At 66.2% G+C, this 19,045-nt stretch carries 22 protein-coding genes; 7 read left to right on the top strand and 15 right to left on the bottom strand.

Going from position 1 to position 19,045, the window contains the following annotated elements; genetic code table 11:
- Nucleotides 1-22 precede the first annotated feature (22 nt).
- Nucleotides 23-1,150 (top strand): cell division protein ZapE, encoded by a 1,128-nt coding sequence (gene zapE / locus ACK4FK_RS06370; RefSeq protein ID WP_409742714.1) that lies wholly within the window; start codon nucleotides 23-25, stop codon nucleotides 1,148-1,150.
- 4 nt (nucleotides 1,151-1,154) lie between these two features.
- Here the strand turns inward: zapE and ACK4FK_RS06375 are convergent, their stop codons facing one another.
- The 8 genes from ACK4FK_RS06375 to ACK4FK_RS06410 form a co-directional block, all read right to left on the bottom strand.
- Complete coding sequence (locus tag ACK4FK_RS06375) at nucleotides 1,155-2,504, bottom strand: pentapeptide repeat-containing protein (protein WP_409742716.1); 1,350 nt, start codon at nucleotides 2,502-2,504, stop codon at nucleotides 1,155-1,157.
- A 122-nt stretch (nucleotides 2,505-2,626) separates the two neighbouring features.
- Nucleotides 2,627-3,418 (bottom strand): succinate dehydrogenase iron-sulfur subunit, encoded by a 792-nt coding sequence (locus ACK4FK_RS06380; protein ID WP_409742719.1) that lies wholly within the window; start codon nucleotides 3,416-3,418, stop codon nucleotides 2,627-2,629.
- 20 nt (nucleotides 3,419-3,438) lie between these two features.
- Nucleotides 3,439-5,226 (bottom strand): succinate dehydrogenase flavoprotein subunit, encoded by a 1,788-nt coding sequence (gene sdhA / locus ACK4FK_RS06385; RefSeq protein WP_409742721.1) that lies wholly within the window; start codon nucleotides 5,224-5,226, stop codon nucleotides 3,439-3,441.
- 4 nt (nucleotides 5,227-5,230) lie between these two features.
- A complete protein-coding gene (sdhD, locus tag ACK4FK_RS06390; RefSeq protein ID WP_409742724.1) occupies nucleotides 5,231-5,626 on the bottom strand; it encodes a succinate dehydrogenase, hydrophobic membrane anchor protein in 396 nt (131 codons plus the stop codon).
- 10 nt (nucleotides 5,627-5,636) lie between these two features.
- A complete protein-coding gene (gene sdhC, locus ACK4FK_RS06395; RefSeq protein WP_409742727.1) occupies nucleotides 5,637-6,023 on the bottom strand; it encodes a succinate dehydrogenase, cytochrome b556 subunit in 387 nt (128 codons plus the stop codon).
- Nucleotides 6,024-6,215: 192 nt separating this feature from the next.
- Nucleotides 6,216-7,526 (bottom strand): ammonium transporter, encoded by a 1,311-nt coding sequence (locus ACK4FK_RS06400; protein ID WP_409742730.1) that lies wholly within the window; start codon nucleotides 7,524-7,526, stop codon nucleotides 6,216-6,218.
- 255 nt (nucleotides 7,527-7,781) lie between these two features.
- On the bottom strand, nucleotides 7,782-8,870 hold the full coding sequence (locus ACK4FK_RS06405; RefSeq protein WP_409742733.1) for a MaoC family dehydratase: 1,089 nt from the start codon (nucleotides 8,868-8,870) through the stop codon (nucleotides 7,782-7,784).
- Between the two features lie 7 nt (nucleotides 8,871-8,877).
- Complete coding sequence (locus ACK4FK_RS06410; RefSeq protein WP_409742735.1) at nucleotides 8,878-9,759, bottom strand: HpcH/HpaI aldolase/citrate lyase family protein; 882 nt, start codon at nucleotides 9,757-9,759, stop codon at nucleotides 8,878-8,880.
- Nucleotides 9,760-9,900: 141 nt separating this feature from the next.
- Between ACK4FK_RS06410 and pdxY the strand changes: the two genes are divergently transcribed.
- Nucleotides 9,901-10,767 (top strand): pyridoxal kinase, encoded by an 867-nt coding sequence (gene pdxY / locus ACK4FK_RS06415; protein WP_409742736.1) that lies wholly within the window; start codon nucleotides 9,901-9,903, stop codon nucleotides 10,765-10,767.
- A 6-nt stretch (nucleotides 10,768-10,773) separates the two neighbouring features.
- On the opposite strand, the gene ACK4FK_RS06420 is transcribed toward pdxY, so the two are convergent.
- The 6 genes from ACK4FK_RS06420 to ACK4FK_RS06445 all read right to left on the bottom strand — a co-directional run bounded on the left by ACK4FK_RS06420 (nucleotide 10,774) and on the right by ACK4FK_RS06445 (nucleotide 14,248).
- Nucleotides 10,774-11,280 (bottom strand): PAS domain-containing protein, encoded by a 507-nt coding sequence (locus ACK4FK_RS06420; RefSeq protein WP_409742739.1) that lies wholly within the window; start codon nucleotides 11,278-11,280, stop codon nucleotides 10,774-10,776.
- Nucleotides 11,277-11,771, bottom strand: a complete 495-nt coding sequence (locus ACK4FK_RS06425) for a hypothetical protein (RefSeq protein WP_409742741.1) — start codon at nucleotides 11,769-11,771, stop codon at nucleotides 11,277-11,279. The genes ACK4FK_RS06420 and ACK4FK_RS06425 overlap by 4 nt, the downstream gene beginning before the upstream one ends.
- A 65-nt stretch (nucleotides 11,772-11,836) precedes the next feature.
- Nucleotides 11,837-12,274 (bottom strand): DoxX family protein, encoded by a 438-nt coding sequence (locus tag ACK4FK_RS06430; RefSeq protein ID WP_409742744.1) that lies wholly within the window; start codon nucleotides 12,272-12,274, stop codon nucleotides 11,837-11,839.
- An 11-nt stretch (nucleotides 12,275-12,285) separates the two neighbouring features.
- A complete protein-coding gene (locus ACK4FK_RS06435; RefSeq protein WP_409742747.1) occupies nucleotides 12,286-13,047 on the bottom strand; it encodes a putative DNA-binding domain-containing protein in 762 nt (253 codons plus the stop codon).
- Nucleotides 13,044-13,880: a DUF692 domain-containing protein gene (locus tag ACK4FK_RS06440; protein ID WP_409742750.1), complete on the bottom strand. Its 837-nt coding sequence runs from the start codon at nucleotides 13,878-13,880 to the stop codon at nucleotides 13,044-13,046. Before ACK4FK_RS06440 ends, ACK4FK_RS06435 begins: the two co-directional genes overlap by 4 nt.
- A gap of 83 nt (nucleotides 13,881-13,963) precedes the next feature.
- Complete coding sequence (locus ACK4FK_RS06445; RefSeq protein WP_409742753.1) at nucleotides 13,964-14,248, bottom strand: DUF2282 domain-containing protein; 285 nt, start codon at nucleotides 14,246-14,248, stop codon at nucleotides 13,964-13,966.
- A 197-nt stretch (nucleotides 14,249-14,445) separates the two neighbouring features.
- Here ACK4FK_RS06445 and ACK4FK_RS06450 point away from each other — a divergent pair, with 197 nt between their 5' ends.
- The gene (locus ACK4FK_RS06450; protein ID WP_409742755.1) at nucleotides 14,446-15,000 is read left to right on the top strand and encodes a sigma-70 family RNA polymerase sigma factor; all 555 of its coding nucleotides are present in this window, start codon (nucleotides 14,446-14,448) and stop codon (nucleotides 14,998-15,000) included.
- Nucleotides 14,997-15,632, top strand: coding sequence for an NrsF family protein (locus tag ACK4FK_RS06455; protein WP_409742758.1), 636 nt, complete (start codon nucleotides 14,997-14,999; stop codon nucleotides 15,630-15,632). Before ACK4FK_RS06450 ends, ACK4FK_RS06455 begins: the two co-directional genes overlap by 4 nt.
- Before the next feature lie 61 nt (nucleotides 15,633-15,693).
- Here ACK4FK_RS06455 and ACK4FK_RS06460 read toward each other — a convergent pair whose 3' ends face one another.
- Entirely contained in the window at nucleotides 15,694-16,719 is a 1,026-nt protein-coding gene (locus ACK4FK_RS06460; RefSeq protein WP_409742761.1) for an aspartate-semialdehyde dehydrogenase, read from the bottom strand.
- A 207-nt stretch (nucleotides 16,720-16,926) separates the two neighbouring features.
- On the opposite strand from ACK4FK_RS06460, the gene ACK4FK_RS06465 reads away from it, so the two are divergent.
- The 3 genes from ACK4FK_RS06465 (at nucleotide 16,927) to ACK4FK_RS06475 (ending at nucleotide 19,038) form a co-directional block, all read left to right on the top strand.
- Complete coding sequence (locus tag ACK4FK_RS06465) at nucleotides 16,927-17,391, top strand: DUF1348 family protein (protein WP_409742764.1); 465 nt, start codon at nucleotides 16,927-16,929, stop codon at nucleotides 17,389-17,391.
- A 108-nt stretch (nucleotides 17,392-17,499) separates the two neighbouring features.
- Nucleotides 17,500-18,060 (top strand): TetR/AcrR family transcriptional regulator, encoded by a 561-nt coding sequence (locus ACK4FK_RS06470; protein ID WP_409742766.1) that lies wholly within the window; start codon nucleotides 17,500-17,502, stop codon nucleotides 18,058-18,060.
- Nucleotides 18,061-18,114: 54 nt separating this feature from the next.
- Nucleotides 18,115-19,038 carry a glutathione S-transferase family protein gene (locus ACK4FK_RS06475; RefSeq protein WP_409742769.1) on the top strand — a complete coding sequence of 308 codons (924 nt, stop codon included), beginning with the start codon at nucleotides 18,115-18,117 and terminating at the stop codon, nucleotides 19,036-19,038.
- Nucleotides 19,039-19,045: the final 7 nt, after the last annotated feature.

A 19,045-nucleotide genomic window follows, 5' to 3' on the forward strand; every position in this document is an offset into this window, starting at 1 on the left:
CGTTTCGTTTTAAAGAAGCCCAATGTCCATCCTCGAAGCCTACCGCGCCAAACTCGCCACCCGGGAAATCGCCGAAGACCCGGCGCAGGAACTGGCGGTTGAGAAGCTGGAACTGCTCAGCCGCCGGCTGGCGCATTACCGGCCAGGCGAGGATGGCTGGCTGCAGAAGCTCAGCTTCGGCCGCAAGCGCGAGCCGGCACCGCAGGGCCTGTATATCTACGGCGATGTCGGGCGCGGCAAATCCATGCTGATGGACCTGTTCTTCGGCATGGCTCCGGTGGAGAAGAAACGCCGCGTGCATTTCCATGCCTTCATGCAGGAAGTGCATGCCGAAATCTTCCGCTATCGCCAGCTGCCCGACGACGACGCGGAAAAGAAAAAAGGCGGCGACGACCCGATCCGGCCGCTGGCCAAGAAGATCGCCGAGGCGAGCTGGCTGCTCTGCTTCGACGAATTGCAGGTCACCGACGTGGCCGATGCCATGATCCTGGGCCGCCTGTTCGAGAAACTGTTCGAGCGCGGCGTGGTGGTGATCGCTACCTCCAACCGTGCGCCCGACGACCTGTATCAGGGCGGGCTGAACCGCCAGCTTTTTCTGCCCTTCATCGCGCTTTTCAAGGACAAGCTCGACGTGCTGCATCTGGCGGCCCAGCGCGACTACCGCCTGCAGCGCCTGAGTCGCGAGAAGGTCTGGTTCAGCCCGTTGAGCGCGAAGTCGACGCTGGCGCTGGATCGTGCCTGGGACCTGCTCACCGATGCTGCTGAAGGCAGGCCGATGGATCTTGAACTATTGGGACGCAAGCTGCATGTGCCCGAACAGGCGCGCGGCGTGGCGCGCTTTACCTTCGGCGACCTGTGCGAGGCGGCGCTGGGCCCGGCGGATTTCCTCGCCATCGCGCGCAGCTTCCACACCGTGATGATCGACGGCATCCCCACGCTCAGTCCGGCCCGCCGCAACGAGGCCAAGCGGTTCGTGACGCTGGTCGATACCCTGTATGAGGCCAAGGTGAAGCTGCTGGCCACCGCCGAGGCGCCGCCCGAGACGCTATACCCCGAAGGCGACGGGGCCTTCGAATTCCAGCGCTGCGTGTCGCGGCTCAACGAGATGCAGAGCGAGGATTACCGCGCTCTGGCCCACGCGGCCCAATAGCCGGTCAGTTCGGCAGCAGCAGGTCGCGGGCGCGGTCCAGCCGCGCATTGGTGAACTGCGCGCCGCTCAGCAGCGCGCCTTCGAAACGGCCGTCGGTGAGATCGGCCCCGGTCAGGTCGGCGCCCGACAGGTTGGCTTCGCGCATATCGACGCCGACCAGGCTGGCGCCGCTCAGATTAGAGGCAACCAGCAGGGCCTTCTTCAGCTTGGCGGCGCTCAGGTTGGTGCGCGCGGTGCGGCTGTTGGGCGCTTCCTCGCGGATGGCGGCCAGATTGGCGCCCGAGAGATCGGCGCCATCCAGCGTGGCGCGCGTCAGGCTGGCGCCGCGCAGGTTCGACTTGGTCAGGTTCGCGCCGCGCAGGTCGGCGAAATTCAGACGCGCCAGCGCCAGGTTGGCCTGCGCCAGCTTGGCGTTCGTGAAGCGGGCGCGTTCCAGCAGCGCGCCCATCAGGTTGATGCCCTGCAAATCGCGGCCGGAGAAATCGAAATCGCTCAAATCCGCGCGCAGGCCCTGACGGCCTTCTGAATGAACCCACAGCTCGTGCTGGCGCAGCACATCGCTCAGGTCTTCCGGGGCATGGCGCGACGCGGCGGCAAAAATCGCGGCCGCCAATTCCGGCAGGGCGCGGCTTGCGGCATCGACAATGGCGCCGCGCAGATCGGCGCCGGCGAAGTTCGCGCCGCCGAAATTGGCGCCGGTGAGAGTGGCGCCGGAAAGGTTGGCGCCGGAGAAATCGGAATCCTGCAGGTCGGCCGCTTCGAGCCGGGCCGACATCATCTGCGCCTTGCGCAGGTCGGCACGGGCGAGGTTGCTGTCGTCCAGATTGGCGTCGGCGAAATCGGCGTGTAGCGCGAAGGCGCGGGCAAGCTGGGCGCCCGACAGGTCGGCACGCTGCGCCGAGGCGCCCGAAAGGTCGATGGCCCGCTTCGCCGGGCCGTTGTCGCTGATCTTGCCTTCCGAGTCATAGACCGGGGCCAGGGCCTCCACGCCGTTCGATTCGGCCATGTTGGCGTCATTCAGGCCGGCCGCGCGCAGGCAGGCGCCGCGCAGATCGGCCCAGCGCAGGTCGGCGCCGTCCAGCGTGGCGTTGCGGAAATCCGAGCCGCCGCATTTCGACATCGACAGCCTGGCGCCATCCAGGCGGGCGCGGTGCAGGCGCGTGCCGGTCAGGTTGGCCAGGGTCAGGTTGGCGCCGGTCAGATCGGCATCGGAGAGGTCGGCGAAGGACAGGTCGGCCGGCTTTGCGTCGGTCTTGCCGGCCAGATGGGCCTCGTGTTCACGCAAAATGTCGCGCAGGCGCTCTGCGCTCATCTTGGTCAGGTGCGGGGGAGCCCCGCGGGTAAAATCGCCCATAACGATCTGCGGCCTTGCTAAACAACCGTACACAGAAGAAACAGAGTCGGCCGCGAGTTTATCCCGGACCGGCCATGCCGATCCAGCCGTTTGCTCCCTGTATTGGCCGTAAGTCTAGCAGCTTAGCCGCGACGTTCCACCATCAGCTTCTTGATTTCGCCGATCGCCTGGGCGGGATTGAGTCCCTTCGGGCAGGTCTGCGCACAATTCATGATGGTATGGCAGCGATAGAGCCGGAAGGGATCTTCCAGGTTATCCAACCGCTCGCCGGTCATCTCGTCGCGGCTGTCGGCGATCCAGCGATAGGCCTGCAGCAGGATGGCCGGGCCCAGGTAGCGGTCGGAATTCCACCAGTAGCTCGGGCAGGAGGTGGAGCAGCAGGCGCAGAGAATGCACTCGTAGAGACCGTCCAGTTTCTTGCGGTCCTCGGCCGACTGCAGGCGTTCGCGCGCCGGCGCCGGGCTCTGGGTCTGCATCCACGGCTTGATCGAGGCATACTGCGCGTAGAAGTTGGTGAGATCGGGCACCAGGTCCTTGATCACCGGCATGTGCGGCAGCGGATAGATCTTCACGTCGCCGTCGATATCCTCGCAGGCCTTGGTGCAGGCCAGCGTGTTGCCGCCGTCGATGTTCATGGCGCAGGAGCCGCAGACGCCCTCGCGGCAGGAGCGGCGGAAGGTGAGCGAGGGGTCGATCTCGTTCTTGATCTTGATCAGCGCGTCCAGAACCATCGGACCGCAGTCGTTCATGTCGACCTCGTAGGTGTCGACCTGCGGATTCTTGCCGTCATCCTGGTTCCAGCGATAGACGCGGAAGCGCTTGACCTTGCGCTCCTCGCCCGGCTTGGCCGGCGGCAGGCTCCAGGTCTTGCCTTCGGTGATCTTGGAATTCTTCGGCAGCGCGAACTCGGCCATGGGGAGCGTCCTCGTTTCCTTTAGTACACGCGCTTCTTGGGCTCGATATACGAGACCTCGTTGGTCAGGGTGTAGGTATGCACCGGGCGATAGTCGATGGTGACGTTGCCCTTGTCGCCGAGCCAGGTCAGCGTGTGCTTCATCCACTCCTTGTCGTCGCGCTCGGGATAATCCTCGCGTGCGTGGGCGCCGCGGCTTTCCTTGCGGTTCTCCGCCGAATGCATGGTCACGACGGCCTGGCGGATCAGGTTGTCGAGTTCCAGCGTCTCGACCAGGTCGGAATTCCAGACCAGCGAGCGGTCCGACACGCCGATATCCGGCATCATCGTGTAGACCTCGTCGATCAGGCCGACGCCTTCCTTCAGAACCTCGCCGGTGCGATAGACCGCGCAGTTGTTCTGCATGGCGCGCTGCATCTTGTCGCGGATCCGCGCGGTTGGGCTGCCGCCCTTGGCGTTGCGGAAGCGGTCCAGCCGCGCCAGCGCCTCGTCGCCGGCCTTCGGCATGTCCTTGTGCTTGGCGCCCTTCTCGACCACCTGAGCCGCGCGGATGGCGGCGGCGCGGCCGAACACCACCAGGTCGATCAGCGAATTCGAGCCCAGGCGGTTGGCGCCATGCACCGACACGCAGGCCGCTTCGCCCACGGCCATCAGGCCGGGCACCACCTTGTCGGGATTGCCGTCCTTCAGGGTGACGACTTCGCCGTGATAGTTGGTCGGGATGCCACCCATGTTGTAGTGCACGGTCGGCAGCACCGGGATCGGCTGCTTGGTCACGTCGACGCCGGCGAAGATCTTGGCGCTTTCCGAGATGCCGGGCAGGCGCTCGTGCAGGATCTTCGGATCCAGGTGATCCAGATGCAGATAGATGTGGTCCTTGTTCTTGCCCACGCCGCGGCCTTCGCGGATTTCCATGGTCATGGCGCGGCTCACCACGTCGCGCGAGGCCAGGTCCTTGGCCGATGGCGCGTAGCGTTCCATGAAGCGTTCGCCGGCCGAGTTGACGACATAGCCGCCCTCGCCGCGCGCGCCCTCGGTGATCAGGCAGCCGGCGCCATAGATGCCGGTCGGATGGAACTGCACGAATTCCATATCCTGCAGCGGCAGGCCGGCGCGCAGCACCATGCCGCCGCCGTCGCCCGTGCAGGTATGGGCCGAGGTGCAGGAGAAATAGGCGCGGCCATAGCCGCCGGTGGCCAGGACCACCATGTGGGCGCGGAAGCGGTGAATGGTGCCGTCGGCCAGGTTCCAGGCCATCACGCCGCGGCAGGCGCCGTCCTCATCCATGATCAGGTCGAGGGCGAAGTATTCGATGAAGAACTCGGTGTCGAATTTCAGCGACTGCTGGTACAGCGTGTGCAACATCGCATGGCCGGTGCGGTCGGCGGCGGCGCAGGTGCGCTGGGCCGGCTCGGCGCCAAAGCGCTTGGTCATGCCGCCGAAGGCGCGCTGGTAGATCTTGCCTTCCGCCGTGCGGCTGAACGGCACGCCGAAATGCTCCAGCTCGATCACCGCTGGCACCGCCTCGCGGCACATGTATTCGATGGCGTCCTGGTCGCCGAGCCAGTCAGAGCCCTTGACGGTGTCGTACATGTGCCAGCGCCAGTCGTCCTCGCCCATGTTGCCGAGCGCGGCCGAGATGCCGCCCTGGGCCGCCACGGTGTGGCTGCGGGTGGGGAATACTTTCGAGATGCAGGCGGTCTTCAGGCCCGCCGCGGCAAGGCCCATGGTGGCGCGCAGGCCGGCGCCGCCGGCGCCGACGACAACGACATCGTAGAAATGATCGTGAACCTGATAGCTGGCGGGCATGGTCTTACACCCCAAGGAAAAGCTTGAGCACGGAGAGCGCGGCGATGCCGCCGACGACGAAGACCGCGAAGGTTACGCCGAGCAGGCTGGCCAGCTTGAGGCCCTCGCTATGGACATAGTCCTCGATCACCACCTGCAAACCGAGTTTCAGGTGCCAGAACACCGCCAGGATGGCGAGCAGGGCGACGATGGCGAAAACCGGATGGCGGAAGGCCGCGACGACGGCGGCATGGTCGCCGGTCGCAAGCTTGAGGATGGCCGCCAGCATGATCAGCACCAGCGGGATCATCGCCACGGCGGTGACGCGCTGTACCCACCAATGCTGCACGCCTTCCTTGGCGGCGCCCAGGCCGCGCACGGATTTCAGCGGGCTGCGCATGGTCTTGTTGGTGTTGCTCATGGCGCGCTCCTCACTTCCAGGCGTAGGCGATGATCCAGGCCAGCACGGTCAGCACGACCGAACCGACGATCACCAGCCAGGCCGAGCGGTTGGCGGCGGGGATGCTGAAGCCATAGCCGGCATCCCAGGCCAGATGTCGGATGCCATTCAGCAGATGGTAGAACAGCGCCCAGGTGAAGCCGAACAGGATCAGGCGGCCGAGCCACGAGCCCAGCAGCATCTGCACCCAGGCGTAGTATTCGGGGCCGGCGGCGGCGGCGACCAGCCACCAGGTCAGCAGCAGGGTGCCAAGGGCCAGGCCAACGCCGGTGACGCGATGCAGGATCGACGAGGCCATGGTGACAGGCCAGCGGTAGACCTGCAGATGCGGGGAGAGCGGTCGTTCGACATTCGCCATTTTGTGCGCCTTCGAGTGGGGACGGCGCGCCGGGATCGGTGGGATACGTCTCCTGATCGGCGCCCCGAAAGCGGGGCAGATACTAGACCCGGCCACCGCCTAGTCAATGACTGGCAGCCCTGTTTTTAACGACCTAAACCCGCTGCCGGCAAGGCAAATTGCCGGCAGCGGGGATTGTCTGGGGCATCAGGTCTAGCGGAGGTCGTAGGCCCGTTCGCCATGGGTTGTGATGTCGAGGCCGTCGAACTCCTCCTCCTCGCTCACCCGCAGCCCGCCGGTGACGCGCAGCAGGGCCAGGATGGCCCAGCTCATGCCGCCGGCCCAGGCCGCCGTTACCACTAGGCCCAGAAGTTGGCTGCCCAGTTGCGCCATGGCATCCACGCCTTCGGCAAAGCCGCTGCCGCCGAAGCCCGGCTGGCCGATCAGCGCCACCAGCAGGATGCCCAGAGCGCCGCCCACGCCGTGCACGGCGCAGACATCAAGCGAATCGTCCAGTTTCAGGCGCTGCTTCAGCAGGGCCGTGACGCTGAAGCAGATCGCGCCGCCGCAGGTGCCGGCGATCAGTCCGCCCACCGGGCCGGCCACGCCCGCGGCCGGCGTGATGGTGGCCAGGCCGGCGATAAGCCCGGTGACGGTGCCGACCAGCGAGGGGCGGCCGTGGCGCAGCCATTCGATGGCCATCCAGGTCAGCGCGCCGGCCGCGGCCGACATATGCGTGGCCAGCAGGGCCATGCCGGCGCTGCCATTGGCGGCCAGCGCCGAGCCGGCATTGAAGCCGTACCAGCCGACCCACAGCATGCCGGCGCCGGTGGCGGTCATGCCCGGATTGTGCGGCAGGATCGGTTCATGCGGAAAATCGCGGCGCCGCCCCACCATCAGGGCCGCCGCCACCGCCGCCATGCCGGCGGTGACATGCACCACCAGGCCGCCGGCGAAGTCGATCACGCCGGCCTCGAACAGCCAGCCGCCGCCCCAGATCCAGTGGCAGACCGGCACGTAGACCAGCAGCAGCCACAGGGCCGAAAACCACACGACGGCCGAGAACTTGATGCGTTCGGGATAGGCGCCGACGATCAGCGCCGGCGTGATGATGGCGAAGGTGGCCTGGAACATGAAAAAGACGGCCTCGGGGATGCCGTCCTTCAGCGTGTCGGCGCTGATGCCGGTGAGGAAGACGCGATCCAGCCCGCCGATCCAGGCCTGGTTGGCGCCGCCATCGGAAAAGGCCAGGCTGTAGCCGAAGGCCAGCCACAGCACCGACATCAGGGCGGCAATCACCACGCAATGCATCAGCACGCTGAGCGCGTTCCGCGCGCGCACCAGCCCGGCATAGAACAGGGCCAGGCCCGGCAGGGTCATGAACAGCACCAGCGCCGTGGCGGTGAGCAGCCAGGCCGTGCTGGCCATGTCGAGCGGTTTTTCGTCGGCCGCCATCGCGGGCAGCGTGGATGCAAGCAACAGAAAAGCGGCCGCCGCCAGGCGGCGCGCGAAAAAGGCGATCATGGGGTCCCACCCTGTGTCGTTAAAATTTGGCTCGTTATGTCATGCCCGGCTTTTGCCGGCGGGCGAAACGCCGGCAAAACGGGCAAGTTGCCCAAGCACGAGGCATGCCAATGGACAAGGCGGGATATGGCACGGGAACTGCTGATAAACCCTCAGGCAGGATGGCGCTTCCAGAACAGGGTCCGGAATCTGCCGTCGAATTCGGCATGTAGACGCCGAACAAATACGCTTTTGCCTATATTATGATCAGGTATCTCAGGATAGCAGGCTGGTATTGGTGGTCCTGACCGGCCGCCGCGGCATAGCCACCCAGTAATCCAGGTCGAGTACCACGCTGTCGGGATATTTGCCGCCGGCATCCTTGTCGGGGAAATCGGTCGCCGGCCGATCTTTCGTCGCCACCGTGCGGATGCGCAGCAGGCCCACATCGGTGCGGCCCTCCACCTCGCCTTTGTCCAGCACTTCCGACCAGGCATAGATCGTGTTGCCGGCCAGGGTGGGGTTCACGTGCCGGCCGCCATTGATGCCGACCACGAAGGCGGCGTTGCCCAGGCCGTTGAAGCTCAGGCAGCGCGCCAGGCTGATGACGTGGCCGCCATAGATCAGGCGGCGGCCCAGTTTCTCCTGGCCCTGGCGATACTGGTCGAAATGCACCTTGGCGGTGTTCTGGTAGAGCCGCGTGGCCAGCATGTGCTCGGCTTCCTCGATGGTCATGCCGTCCACATGGTCGATCTTCTCGCCGACCGCGTAATCCTCCCAGCCATGCGGGCTGCCGGCCAGCACCCAGTCGTATTTGCCGAAATCTGTGCCCTCGGGCACGCGCAGCTGTGCGGGCGTCAGCACATCGGCCAGCGGCGGCACATGCTCCTCCGCGATCACGGCGTTTTCGTCGCGCTTCTTGACCATCACCCAGCGCACGTAATCCAGCACCAGATCATTGCCGTTCTTGTAGCCCTGGCTGCGCACATAAACCACGCCGGTCTTTTTGTTTGAATTCTCCTTCAGGCCGATCACGCCGGATACGGTATGCAGCGTATCGCCGGGATAGACCGGCGCGAACCAGCGGCATTGCGCATAGCCCAGATTGGCTACGGCATTCAGCGAGATTTCCGGCACGGTCTTGCCGAAGATGACATGGAAGGCGAGCAGGTCGTCGACGGGAGCCGCCTTCAGGCCGATGCTGCGCGACAGCGTGTCGGCCGATTGCAGCGGAAAGCGCGAACCGTACAGCGCGGTGTATAATGCCACATCGCCGGTGGTGATCGTGCGGGGCGTGGCATGGCGCAGTTGCTGCTTGAGCTTGAAATCCTCGAAGAAATTGCCGGGATTGGTCTTGTCGCTCATGGTCGCCTCATGCCGCCTGCAGTTTCGCGATGGCATCGGCCAGCGCCGCCAGTTTCTTCGCCTGCTCGACATGCAGGTTTTCCACCAGCTTGCCATCCACCACCACCACGGCCTTGCCTTCCTTGGACGCGGCTTCGAAGGCGGCGATGATCTTGTGCGCGCGCGCCACTTCCGCCTCGCCGGGCGCAAACACGCGGTTGGCGGTATCGATGGTCTTGGGGTGGATCAGCGTCTTGCCGTCGAAACCCAGCTCCAGGCCCTGTCTGCAGGCGGCTTCGAAGCCGGCCTCGTCGTCCAGATCGAGATACACGCCGTCGAGGATGCTCAAGTTATAGGCGCGCGCCGCCAGCAGGCACAGCCCCAGCGACGTGATCACCGGCAGGCGCAGCGCCGTGTGCTGCGCGTTCAGGTCCTTCACCAGATCGGAGGTGCCCATCACGAACACGGCCAGCCGCGTCGAGGATGCGGCGATCTCCTCGGCATGCAGGATGCCCTTGGGCGTTTCCATCATGCACCAGATCGCGGTGCGCTCCGGGGCGCCGTTGGCCTTCAGCAGGGCTTCGGCCGCCTGCACCTGGGTGGCGCTCTCCACCTTGGGCAGCAGCACGGCATCGGGCCCGGCCTTGGCCGCGGCGATCAGGTCGTCCTTGCCCCAGGGCGTATCGAGGCCGTTGCTGCGGATGATCAGCTCGCGCCCGCCATAGCCGCCCGCCTGCACCGCCGCGCAGACCTGCTCGCGCGCCAGCGCCTTCTGTTCCGGCGCCACGGCATCTTCCAGGTCGAGGATCAGCGCATCGGCCGGCAGCGTCCGGGCCTTTTCCAGCGCGCGGGCATTCGAGCCCGGCATGTACAGCACGCTGCGGCGGGGACGGACGGGGGCGGCTGACATGCGGATTCCTCTCGGTTTATGGTTATGCTGCAGTGCGAAAAGATCGTCGGCGCCACTATAATCGCGGCCGGGGGCGTGGCAAGTTTCCCAGGTGGGCTTTCCCCCGCGTCACAAGCAATCCGCACAGGAACGATCCTCCCCATGCGCGTGCTGAGCATCCAGAGCCAGGTGATTTTCGGCCATGTCGGCAACAATGCCGGCGTGTTTCCGCTGCAGCGCCAGGGAGCAGAGGTCTGGGCCCTGCCCACCGGCCTGCTCGCCTTCAACCCTTCCTACGGTCCGCCGGCGTTGCGGCCGACCGAACCCGCCGAGATGGATGCCTGGATCGCCGCCCTGCAGACGCGACCGGAATGGGGCCGGATCGATGCCGTGCTGCTGGGCTGGCTGGGCAATCCGCGCACCGCCGAAGCGGCCCTGCGCGCCGCCCTGGCCGTGAAGGCCGCCAATCCGAATGCCATTTTCCTCTGCGATCCGGTGATGGGCGACAGCGACAGCGGTCTGTATGTGCAGGACAGCCTGCCGCCCTTCATCCGCGACCATCTGCTGCGCCATGCCGATATCGCCACGCCGAATGGCTTCGAGCTGGAATACCTCACCGGATCGAAAATCGAAGACCTGCCCGCCGCGCTGGCCGCCTGCGACGCGCTGCGCGCCAAAGGACCACAGACCGTGATCGCGACCACGCTGAAACGCCGCGACGGCAGGCTGAATCAGGGCGTGGGCATGCTGGAAGCCTTGCTGGTCAACCGCGACGGGGCTTGGCTCTGTGCCGTGCCCGACCTGGGCGAAAACCTGCCCAAGGGCGCGGGCGATCTGTTCGCCTCGCTTTTCCTGGCGCGGCTGCTGAAGGGGCGCACGCCGAAAAAGGCCATGCTGTTTGCCATGTCGGGCACCTATGCGCTGCTGCGCGACGCGCTGGAGCACAGGCTGCCGGAAATGCGGCTTGCGGCGATGCAGGAGCAACTGGCCGCGCCCTCGTATCTGCCCGATATCGAGCGGGTGCGCTGATCCGCGCTACAGCGCCGGCTGCAATTCGGCGCCGCTGCCGTCGTAGAAGATGGTGAAACCCAGCAGCATGTTGACGTCGTGGCCATTGGTCGCCAGCGGCAGCATCAGCCGCTCCAGTTCCGCCGCATCGGCATTCATGGCAAAGCGCGGCTTGCCACGCCGGTGGCTGATCCGGCCCTCCGTGGCGGCGGCCACGAAACTGGACTGCATCGCGGCATGGCTGTTGAAGTCGGGTTCTATCTCATGCAGCCAGCGGCCGGTCTTGGGTCCACCGAAACCCAGGTCGACATGGCTGCCCACCAGGCGGAAGCGGAACCGCGGGATCGTCATTCCCTCGCCCGGCGGATGCACCTCCAGCAGCCAGGCGTAAGGCAGCAGGTGGGGCATCTGCAGGGGATCGAGATGCTGCCGGCTCGGCAGCAGGCCCGGCGCGGGTCGCAGCTTCAGCCAGTAGGTAAGGCCGTCATGCATGATGGGATGGGCCGAGGCGGGCAACTGGAAATCGCCGGTCATATGCTGCCCTTCAGCAACTGCCCGTTCTGCGTCAGGAACAGCGACAGGCAGAACAGCATGTCAACCTGCTGCCCGTTGCTCGCCAGCGGCAGGAAGATGCGCTCGATGGTCAGGTGTTCCAGGCCGGGCGGAAAAACCGGCGGGCCCTTGCGATAGCCCGGCCTGCCGTGTTCGGCCACCTCGGCGAAAGCGCCGAAGCGCGGATGGCCGGGCGCGAAGTCGGGATCGATTTCGTCGATCCAGCGGCCCACCACCTGTTCGCCTCTCTGCGTGACCCGGCGGATCGCGGTGCCCAGCAGGCGATAGCGGAAGCGCAGCGGCATGTGCTGTACGTCCACCAGCCAGACATGCGGCAGCAGGCTGGGCACGGCGGTTGGATCCAGCCGCGCGCGCCCCGGCAGGCCGCCCTCGGGCGGATGGATGTTCAGCCAGTATTCATGGGCCCGGCGGATCAGCGGATGCGAATCGGCGGGCAGGACGAAGGCATGCATGCATGCGTATTACGCATGACGGCACCGGCCTGCGCAATCGGTGATTGCGAAGCGAATCGTATCGGTCAGGCCAGGCGCCGCGCGATCAGCGCATCCAGCGCGAGGCCGCCCGGTCCGCGCGCGATGACAATCAGCAGGCAGACGGCCCAGACGCCGTGGGTCGCCCAGGCATCGGGATAAACGAAGACCTGGATCACCGCCGTCATGCCCAGCAGACCGAGCGCGGCGAAGCGACTGGCCAGGCCCAGCACCAGCAGGATCGGCAGCACATGCTCGGCCAGCGCGGCCAGATGCGCGGCCAGCACGGGGTCGATCAGCGGCAGCCTGTATTCCTCGCGGAACAGCAGGATCGCGGTATCGGAAACCTGCCAGCCGTCCAGCTTGGTCTGGCCCGACTGCCAGAACACGGCGGCGGGAAACAGTCGCGCGAAAAAGGCGATCAGGCTGTGCGGGATGCGTTCGAAGCCGGCGATGGTCTGCCGGACCAGGTCTGGAGCTGGCATGCGGATCTCTTTCAGGGGTTGCGGATGGCGATGGCCAGTCCGTCGGCGAACAGCGCCGCCAGTGCGGCAGCGAGATCGAATTGCGGCGCCTCGGAAAAGGCGGCCATGGTCGCCTCGCCCAACCGGCGGCCGCGTTGCAGGCCGGCTAGGAAGGCGCCCGCGCCGGGCGGCAGGCGGCGGATGTCCACGCGCTGCGCCAGGCCCTGGCCCATGCGCAGCACCAGCGCATCCTCTGCCGTCCAGTCGGCGATCTCCCGCAGCGGCAGGATGTCGCTGTTCATCGCCCATATGGTGACGGCGGGATGGGCCGAGCGCAGCAGCGCGCAGGCCGGATGCAGTGTCACATGCAGGTCCTGCAGGCCGGCGGGGTCCAGGCGCGACAGCGTGGCAGGCGGCAGGGCCGGCGCATCGGCGGCGTGATAGACGCGCGTGCGCAACGCCTCCAGCCGCGCCACATCGGCCAGGTAGGGCAGGTCGGTGGCCGGCGCAAAGCCGGCGATGAAGTCGGGCAGGGTCGCGCCATATTGCAGCAGCACGGGCGAGCGCGGCGGCTCGGTCTGCATGTAGGCGCGCGCCATGGCGGCGAAGAAATCCGGCCCGACGATGCGTTCGGTGGCGGGGAAGCCGGCTGCCAGGGCACGTGCCAGACCGGCTGCCCTGTTGTTGCGGTAGACATTGAACCGCTGCGTCGCATCGGCCGGTGCCGTCAATCCTGCCGGCGGCGGCAGCGCGGGGTCCAGCAATGCGGCGGCGAAGGCGGACTGCATGGTCATGCCGCCTGCCGCAGGTTATCCAGCGCCGCCTGCGCCTTGGCTGCTTCCGCCGCCAGCACCGGCCAGTCCGGCAGGTCGTTGTCCCACTCGATCAGCGTCGGCTGCGGACCGCAGAGCCGCAACGCCAACCGATAAAGCTCCCATACCGCATCGGCGACCGGCGCGCCGTGATGGTCGATCCACAAAGGCACGCCATGGTCGTCGGCGGTGGCGTCATGGCCGGCCAGATGGATCTCGCCGACATATTGCTGCGGAAAACGCCGCAGGTAATCCATCGGGTCCTCGCCGCGATTGCGGCAGGCCACATACACGTTGTTCACGTCCAGCAGCAGGCCGCAGCCGGTCTGCTGCGCAATCCGGGCGAGGAATTCGGTTTCCGGGATCGTGCTGGCGCCAAAGCTCAAATATGTCGCCGGATTTTCCAGCAGGATGCGCCGGCCCAGCATCTCCTGCGTCTGGTCGACATGCGCGATCACGCGCGCCAGCGTGACTTCCGTGTAGGGCAGGGGCAGCAGGTCGTTCAGATAGATGCCGCCATGGCTCGACCAGGCCAGATGCTCGGAAAAGCTTTGCGGGTCGTAGCGATCGCACAACAGGCGCAACCGGCGCAGATGCTGCTCGTCCAGGGGCGCCTCGCCGCCGATCGACAGGCCCACGCCATGCAGCGACAGCGCATGGTCGCGGCGCAGGTCGGCCAGCATCGCCTGCGGCAGGCCGCCGTCGCCGAGATAATTCTCGGCATGCACCTCGATGAATCCGAACCGCGCCGCGCTTTCGCGCATGGCGGCGAAATGCTCGGGCTTGAAGCCGGTACCGGCTGAGGCTGGCAGCATGGAAAAACTCCGTAAGGCAAGATCGGGGCGCCGGGGGTAACGGACGGCGCCCCGCCCATCCATCGTGTCAGCGTCTGGAGGGGTCAGCCCTTGATCGGCTGCAGCGAGCCGGCGCCTTTGGGCGTCTTCATGGTGGTGCAGGTGCCCTTGGCGACGTATTTCCAGGCATTACCCTGGTAATCCACCTTCGAGGTGCCGGCGCAGGTGGTGCCGGGGCCGGCGGCGCAATCGTTCTTGCCGGCCAGCGAAACGCCATAGCAGCGTTCCTTGTCGGCCGACTGGGCGCGGGCGTCCATGGCGACCAGGCCGATGGCGGTGGCGAGCGAGCCGGCCAGCAGGGCGGCGGAAAGATGGGTCTTCGCGAGCATGGTGTTTCCTTCAGTGATCGGCCGCGGGTTGCAGAGGCGGGCGGTTGCGGCTTCAGGGCCGCCCTTATCCGGTCATTCGCAGCCATCGCGGCTTGTGTTACGCTGCTCACGGTTTTGTGTCGTGAGCGAAAAATCGGCAGGCCGCTGTAACACTCCACCCTCTGCCCGCGAATACCTATGCAGCGAATGGAATTGAAGTGAGCGAGCGAGATGCCGAATGGGCGGCCCTGATGCGGGCCGGCCTCGCGGGCGACCGCGCCGCCTATCAGGCCCTGCTTGCCCAACTCGCGCCGGTTTTGCGTGCGGCCGCCCGGCGTGGTCTGCAGCGGGCCGGCATGCCGGGCAACGATGCGGAGGATGTGGTGCAGGAAACCCTGCTGGCGATTCACCTGAAACGGCAGACCTGGCGGCCCGACGAGCCGATCGGGCCGTGGGTTCGCGCCATCGCCCGCAACAAGCTGGTCGATGTCATGCGCAAGCGCGGCCGGCGCGGCATCGAGGTGGATGTCGACGATTTCAGCGACCTGCTGGCGGCGCCGCCTGAGCGCGACGACAGCCTGGCCCGCGATGTGGCGCGCCATCTGGACGGCCTGAGTATGGGGCAGCGGCAGGTGGTGCAGGCGATTGCCGTGGACGGTGCCTCGATCCGGGATGCAGCGGCGAAGCTGTCGATGAGCGAGGGTGCGGTGCGCGTGGCCCTGCATCGCGGCCTGGCGGCGCTGGCGGCGAAACTGAGGGAGAGGCCGGAATGAAGACCGACGACCTGATCCGCGCCATCGCCGCAGATGCATCGCCGGCGCCGTCGCTGCATCTGCGCTTCGCACTTCTGCTTGGGCTGGCGGTTGCGGCGGCGGCAACCGCCTTCTGGATTCTGCTCGGCCCGCGCGAGGATGCCGTGCAGTCGCTGGGCGATCTGCGCTTCGTGTTCAAGTTCGTGATCACGCTCGGCCTCGCCGTGCCGGCCATCGGCCTGGTGCTGCGGCTGGCGCGGCCGGGCGCGGCTCTGGGCGCCTGGCGCATCGCGATCCTGCTCAGTCCCGGCCTGCTGGCGCTCGGCGTGGCGCTGGAGCTGGCGGCGCTGCCCTCGGAGTCATGGCGCGATGCGCTGGTCGGCGAGAATGCCCGCATCTGCCTCACCTACGTGCCGCTGATCGGCCTGGCCCCGCTTGGCCTGCTGCTGGCGGCCCTGCGCCAGGGTGCTCCGGCGCATCCGATGCGTTCCGGCGCGGTGGCGGGCCTGATCGCAGGCGGCATCGCCGCCGGCTTCTATGCCGCCCATTGCCCCGATGACAGCCCGCTATTCGTCGCCGTCTGGTACAGCATCGCGATTGCCATGCTCGCGGCCCTGGGCGCGCTGATCGGCGGCCGGCTGCTGCGCTGGTAGACAAAAAAAGGGCCGCGCGAGGCGGCCCTTCGATTTGCGCTGCTTACAAGGCAGGTCGTTTTTACGCCGCCTGCTTTTTGAGATGGCGGGCCGCCAGCTCCTCGGCGATCTGCACGGCGTTCAGCGCCGCGCCCTTGCGCAGGTTGTCGGAGACCACCCACATCGCCAGGCCGTTCTCGACGGTGAAATCCTCGCGGATACGCGACACGAAGGTGTTGTAGTCGCCCGCGCATTCCAGCGGCGTGATGTAGCCGCCCGGCTCGCGGCGGTCCAGCACCTGCACGCCCGGCGCGCTGCTCAGGATCTCGCGCGCCTCATCGGCCGAGATCGGCTGCTCGAACTCGATGTTCACGGCTTCCGAATGGCCGATGAACACCGGCACGCGCACGCAGGTGGCGGTCAGCTTGATCTTCGGGTCGAGAATCTTCTTGGTCTCGGCCGTCATCTTCCATTCCTCCTTGGTAAAACCGTCGTCCATGAAGACGTCGATATGAGGAATGACGTTGAAGGCGATCTGCTTGGTGAACTTCTGCTTTTCGACCGGGTCGTTGACCAGGATCGCCTTGGTCTGACGCTCCAGTTCGGTCACGCCGTCATTGCCGGCGCCCGACACGGACTGATAGGTCGAGACCACCACGCGCTTGATCGTCGCGCGGTCATGCAGCGGCTTCAGCGCCACGACGAGCTGCGCGGTCGAGCAGTTCGGATTGGCGATGATGCCCTTCTTGGTGTAGCCGGCAATGGCGTCGGCGTTCACTTCCGGCACGATCAGCGGCACGTCGGGGTCCATGCGCCACTGGCTGGAATTGTCGATCACCACCGCGCCCTGGGCAGCCACGCGTGGCGCCCATTCCTTCGAGGTGGCACCGCCGGCCGAAAACAGCGCGATGTCGACGCCGCGGAAATCGTAATCGTCGAGCGCCTTAACCTTGATCTTCTGGTTGCCGAAATGGGCGTCCTTGCCGACCGAGCGGCGGGAGGCCAGTGGCACCACTTCCGAGACCGGGAAGTTGCGTTCGTGGAGGATGTTGAGCATTTCGCGGCCCACCACACCGGTGGCGCCGACGACGGCGACCTTATAGGCCATGACGACCTTCTTTCTCTGGTCCGGCAGGTCGACACCCGGCGGACGGTGATACACGAGGACAATGTTGGCGCCCGGCAGGCCGTGCCCAGCAGGCGAGGCGGAAACTAGGCCCGGATTTATCCCCAGGCAAGCGGGAAATTGTCGCGGTTGACACCCGGGCAACCACATTGTACCGATAGGTACAAATCTTCCCAGCCGGAGCCAGTCATGTCCCGCCCACCCTTGCCGCCGTTCACCGCCGAGACCGCCACCCAGAAAGCCCGCCTAGCCGAGGATGCCTGGAACAGCCGCGATCCTTCCAGAGTGGCGCTGGCCTATACCCCCGACAGCCAATGGCGGAACCGGGCGGAGTTCTTTTCCGGCCGGCCCCTGATCGAAGCCTTCCTGGCCCGCAAATGGCAGCACGAGATGGATTACCGGCTGATCAAGGAGGTCTGGGCCTTCACGGAGAACCGCATCGCCGTGCGCTTCGCCTATGAATGGCATGACGACAGCGGCCAGTGGTATCGCAGCCATGGCAACGAGCAGTGGCAGTTCGACGCCAACGGCCTGATGGAGCGCCGTGAGGCCAGCATCAACGACGTGCGGATCGCGGAGGCGGACCGGAAATTCCACTGGCCGCTGGGGCGGCGGCCGGACGACCATCCGGGTTTGAGCGAACTAGGACTCTGATAGTAAAATCATCGTCATGCCCGGACTTGATCCGGGCTTCCACGTCTTACCTAAAAAAACGCGTGGATGGCCGGGTCAAGCCCGGCCATGACAATATAAGGTAAGGCAATGCCCGCAGCCCTGCTCAGCCGTGAAGACGCCGTAACCCGCATCGCCGAGGTATTCCGCGAACACGGCTTTGCCGGCGCGTCTTTAAGCGCGATCACCGAGGCCACGGGGCTCGGCAAGGGCAGCCTGTATAACCACTTCCCCGGCGGCAAGGACCAGATGGGCGAGGAGGTGCTGGCCCATGTCGATGCCTGGTTCGAGGCGCAGGTCTATGCGCCGTTGCGGGACTCCGCCGATCCGCGCGTTGCCATCGCCGCGATGTTCGATGCCGTGGAGGCGTATTTCCGATCCGGCCGGCGCATCTGCCTGGTCGGCGCTTTCGCGCTGGATGCCACGCGCGACCGCTTCGCGGCAGCCGTGCAGGAGTATTTCGCCCGCTGGATCGACGCGCTGGCTGCGGCCCTGGAAAAAGGCGGTGCGACGGAGCCCCATGCGCTGGCCGAAAGCGCCGTGGCCGGCATCCAGGGCGCACTGATTTTAAGCCGCGCGCTGAACGATCCCGCCGTATTCGGCCGGCAGATGCAGGAAATGCGCGCCCGGCTGAATGCCGCGCTTGCCTGACGCAGCGTCAGTACCCTTAATCTCCTCCCAGACCTTGAGGGGAGGAAAAACACAATGTCGGGCCCAATCCTGCATCATTACGGCACCTCGCCGTTTTCGGAAAAAGTGCGCGTCGCCTTCGGCATCAAGCAGCTTGGCTGGCGCTCGGTGAAGATCCCGCCGATGATGCCCAAGCCCGACCTGACGCCGCTCACCGGCGGCTACCGCAAGACGCCGGTGATGCAGATCGGCGCCGACATCTTCTGTGATACGCAGATTATCCTGCGCGAGATCGAACGCCGCCATCCGCAGCCCAGCTTGTTCCCCGGCCTGTCGAAAGGCCTGGCCGAGGGCGTTGCCTACTGGGCCGATCACCAGCTTTTCGCGGTCTGCGTCGCCATTGCGTTTGGCATCATGGGCGAGCAGATGCCCGACGCTTTCCTGGAAGACCGCGCCAAATTCTCCGGCCGCCCGATCGACCGCACGAAACTCAAGCGCCAGTCGGCCGTGATGCATGGGCCGCTGCGTGCCCATCTCGGCTGGGTGGAAGAGGCGCTGAGCGACGGCCGCGCCTTCCTGTTCGGCGATGCGCCTTCGCTGGCCGATCTCGCTGTCTATCATGGCGTGTGGTTCGTGCGCGATCGCGCCAAGTCCGATGCGGTTGCCGATTACGCCAAACTCAATACCTGGGCCGACCGCATGAAGGCCTTCGGCCATGGCACATATACCGAGATGGACGGCAAGGAGGCTCTGGCCATCGCCGCGCAGGCCCAGCCGATGGCCATGCCCGGCGGCGTGGCGCCCAATGCGCTGGGACTCAGCCTGAACGACACCGTCAGCGTCACGCCCGACGATACCGGCCGCGATCCGGTGGTGGGCCAGCTCGTGGCGCTGGATGCCCAGAGCATCACCATCCGCCGGGCATCTGAGGAAACCGGCGAGGTGCAGGTGCATTTCCCGCGCGCCGGTTTCATCCTCGTGCCGCATAAGGGCCAATAAGAGAAGA

Origin of the sequence: Ferrovibrio sp. (assembly GCF_046297895.1) — a bacterium.
Taxonomy (GTDB): domain Bacteria; phylum Pseudomonadota; class Alphaproteobacteria; order Ferrovibrionales; family Ferrovibrionaceae; genus Ferrovibrio.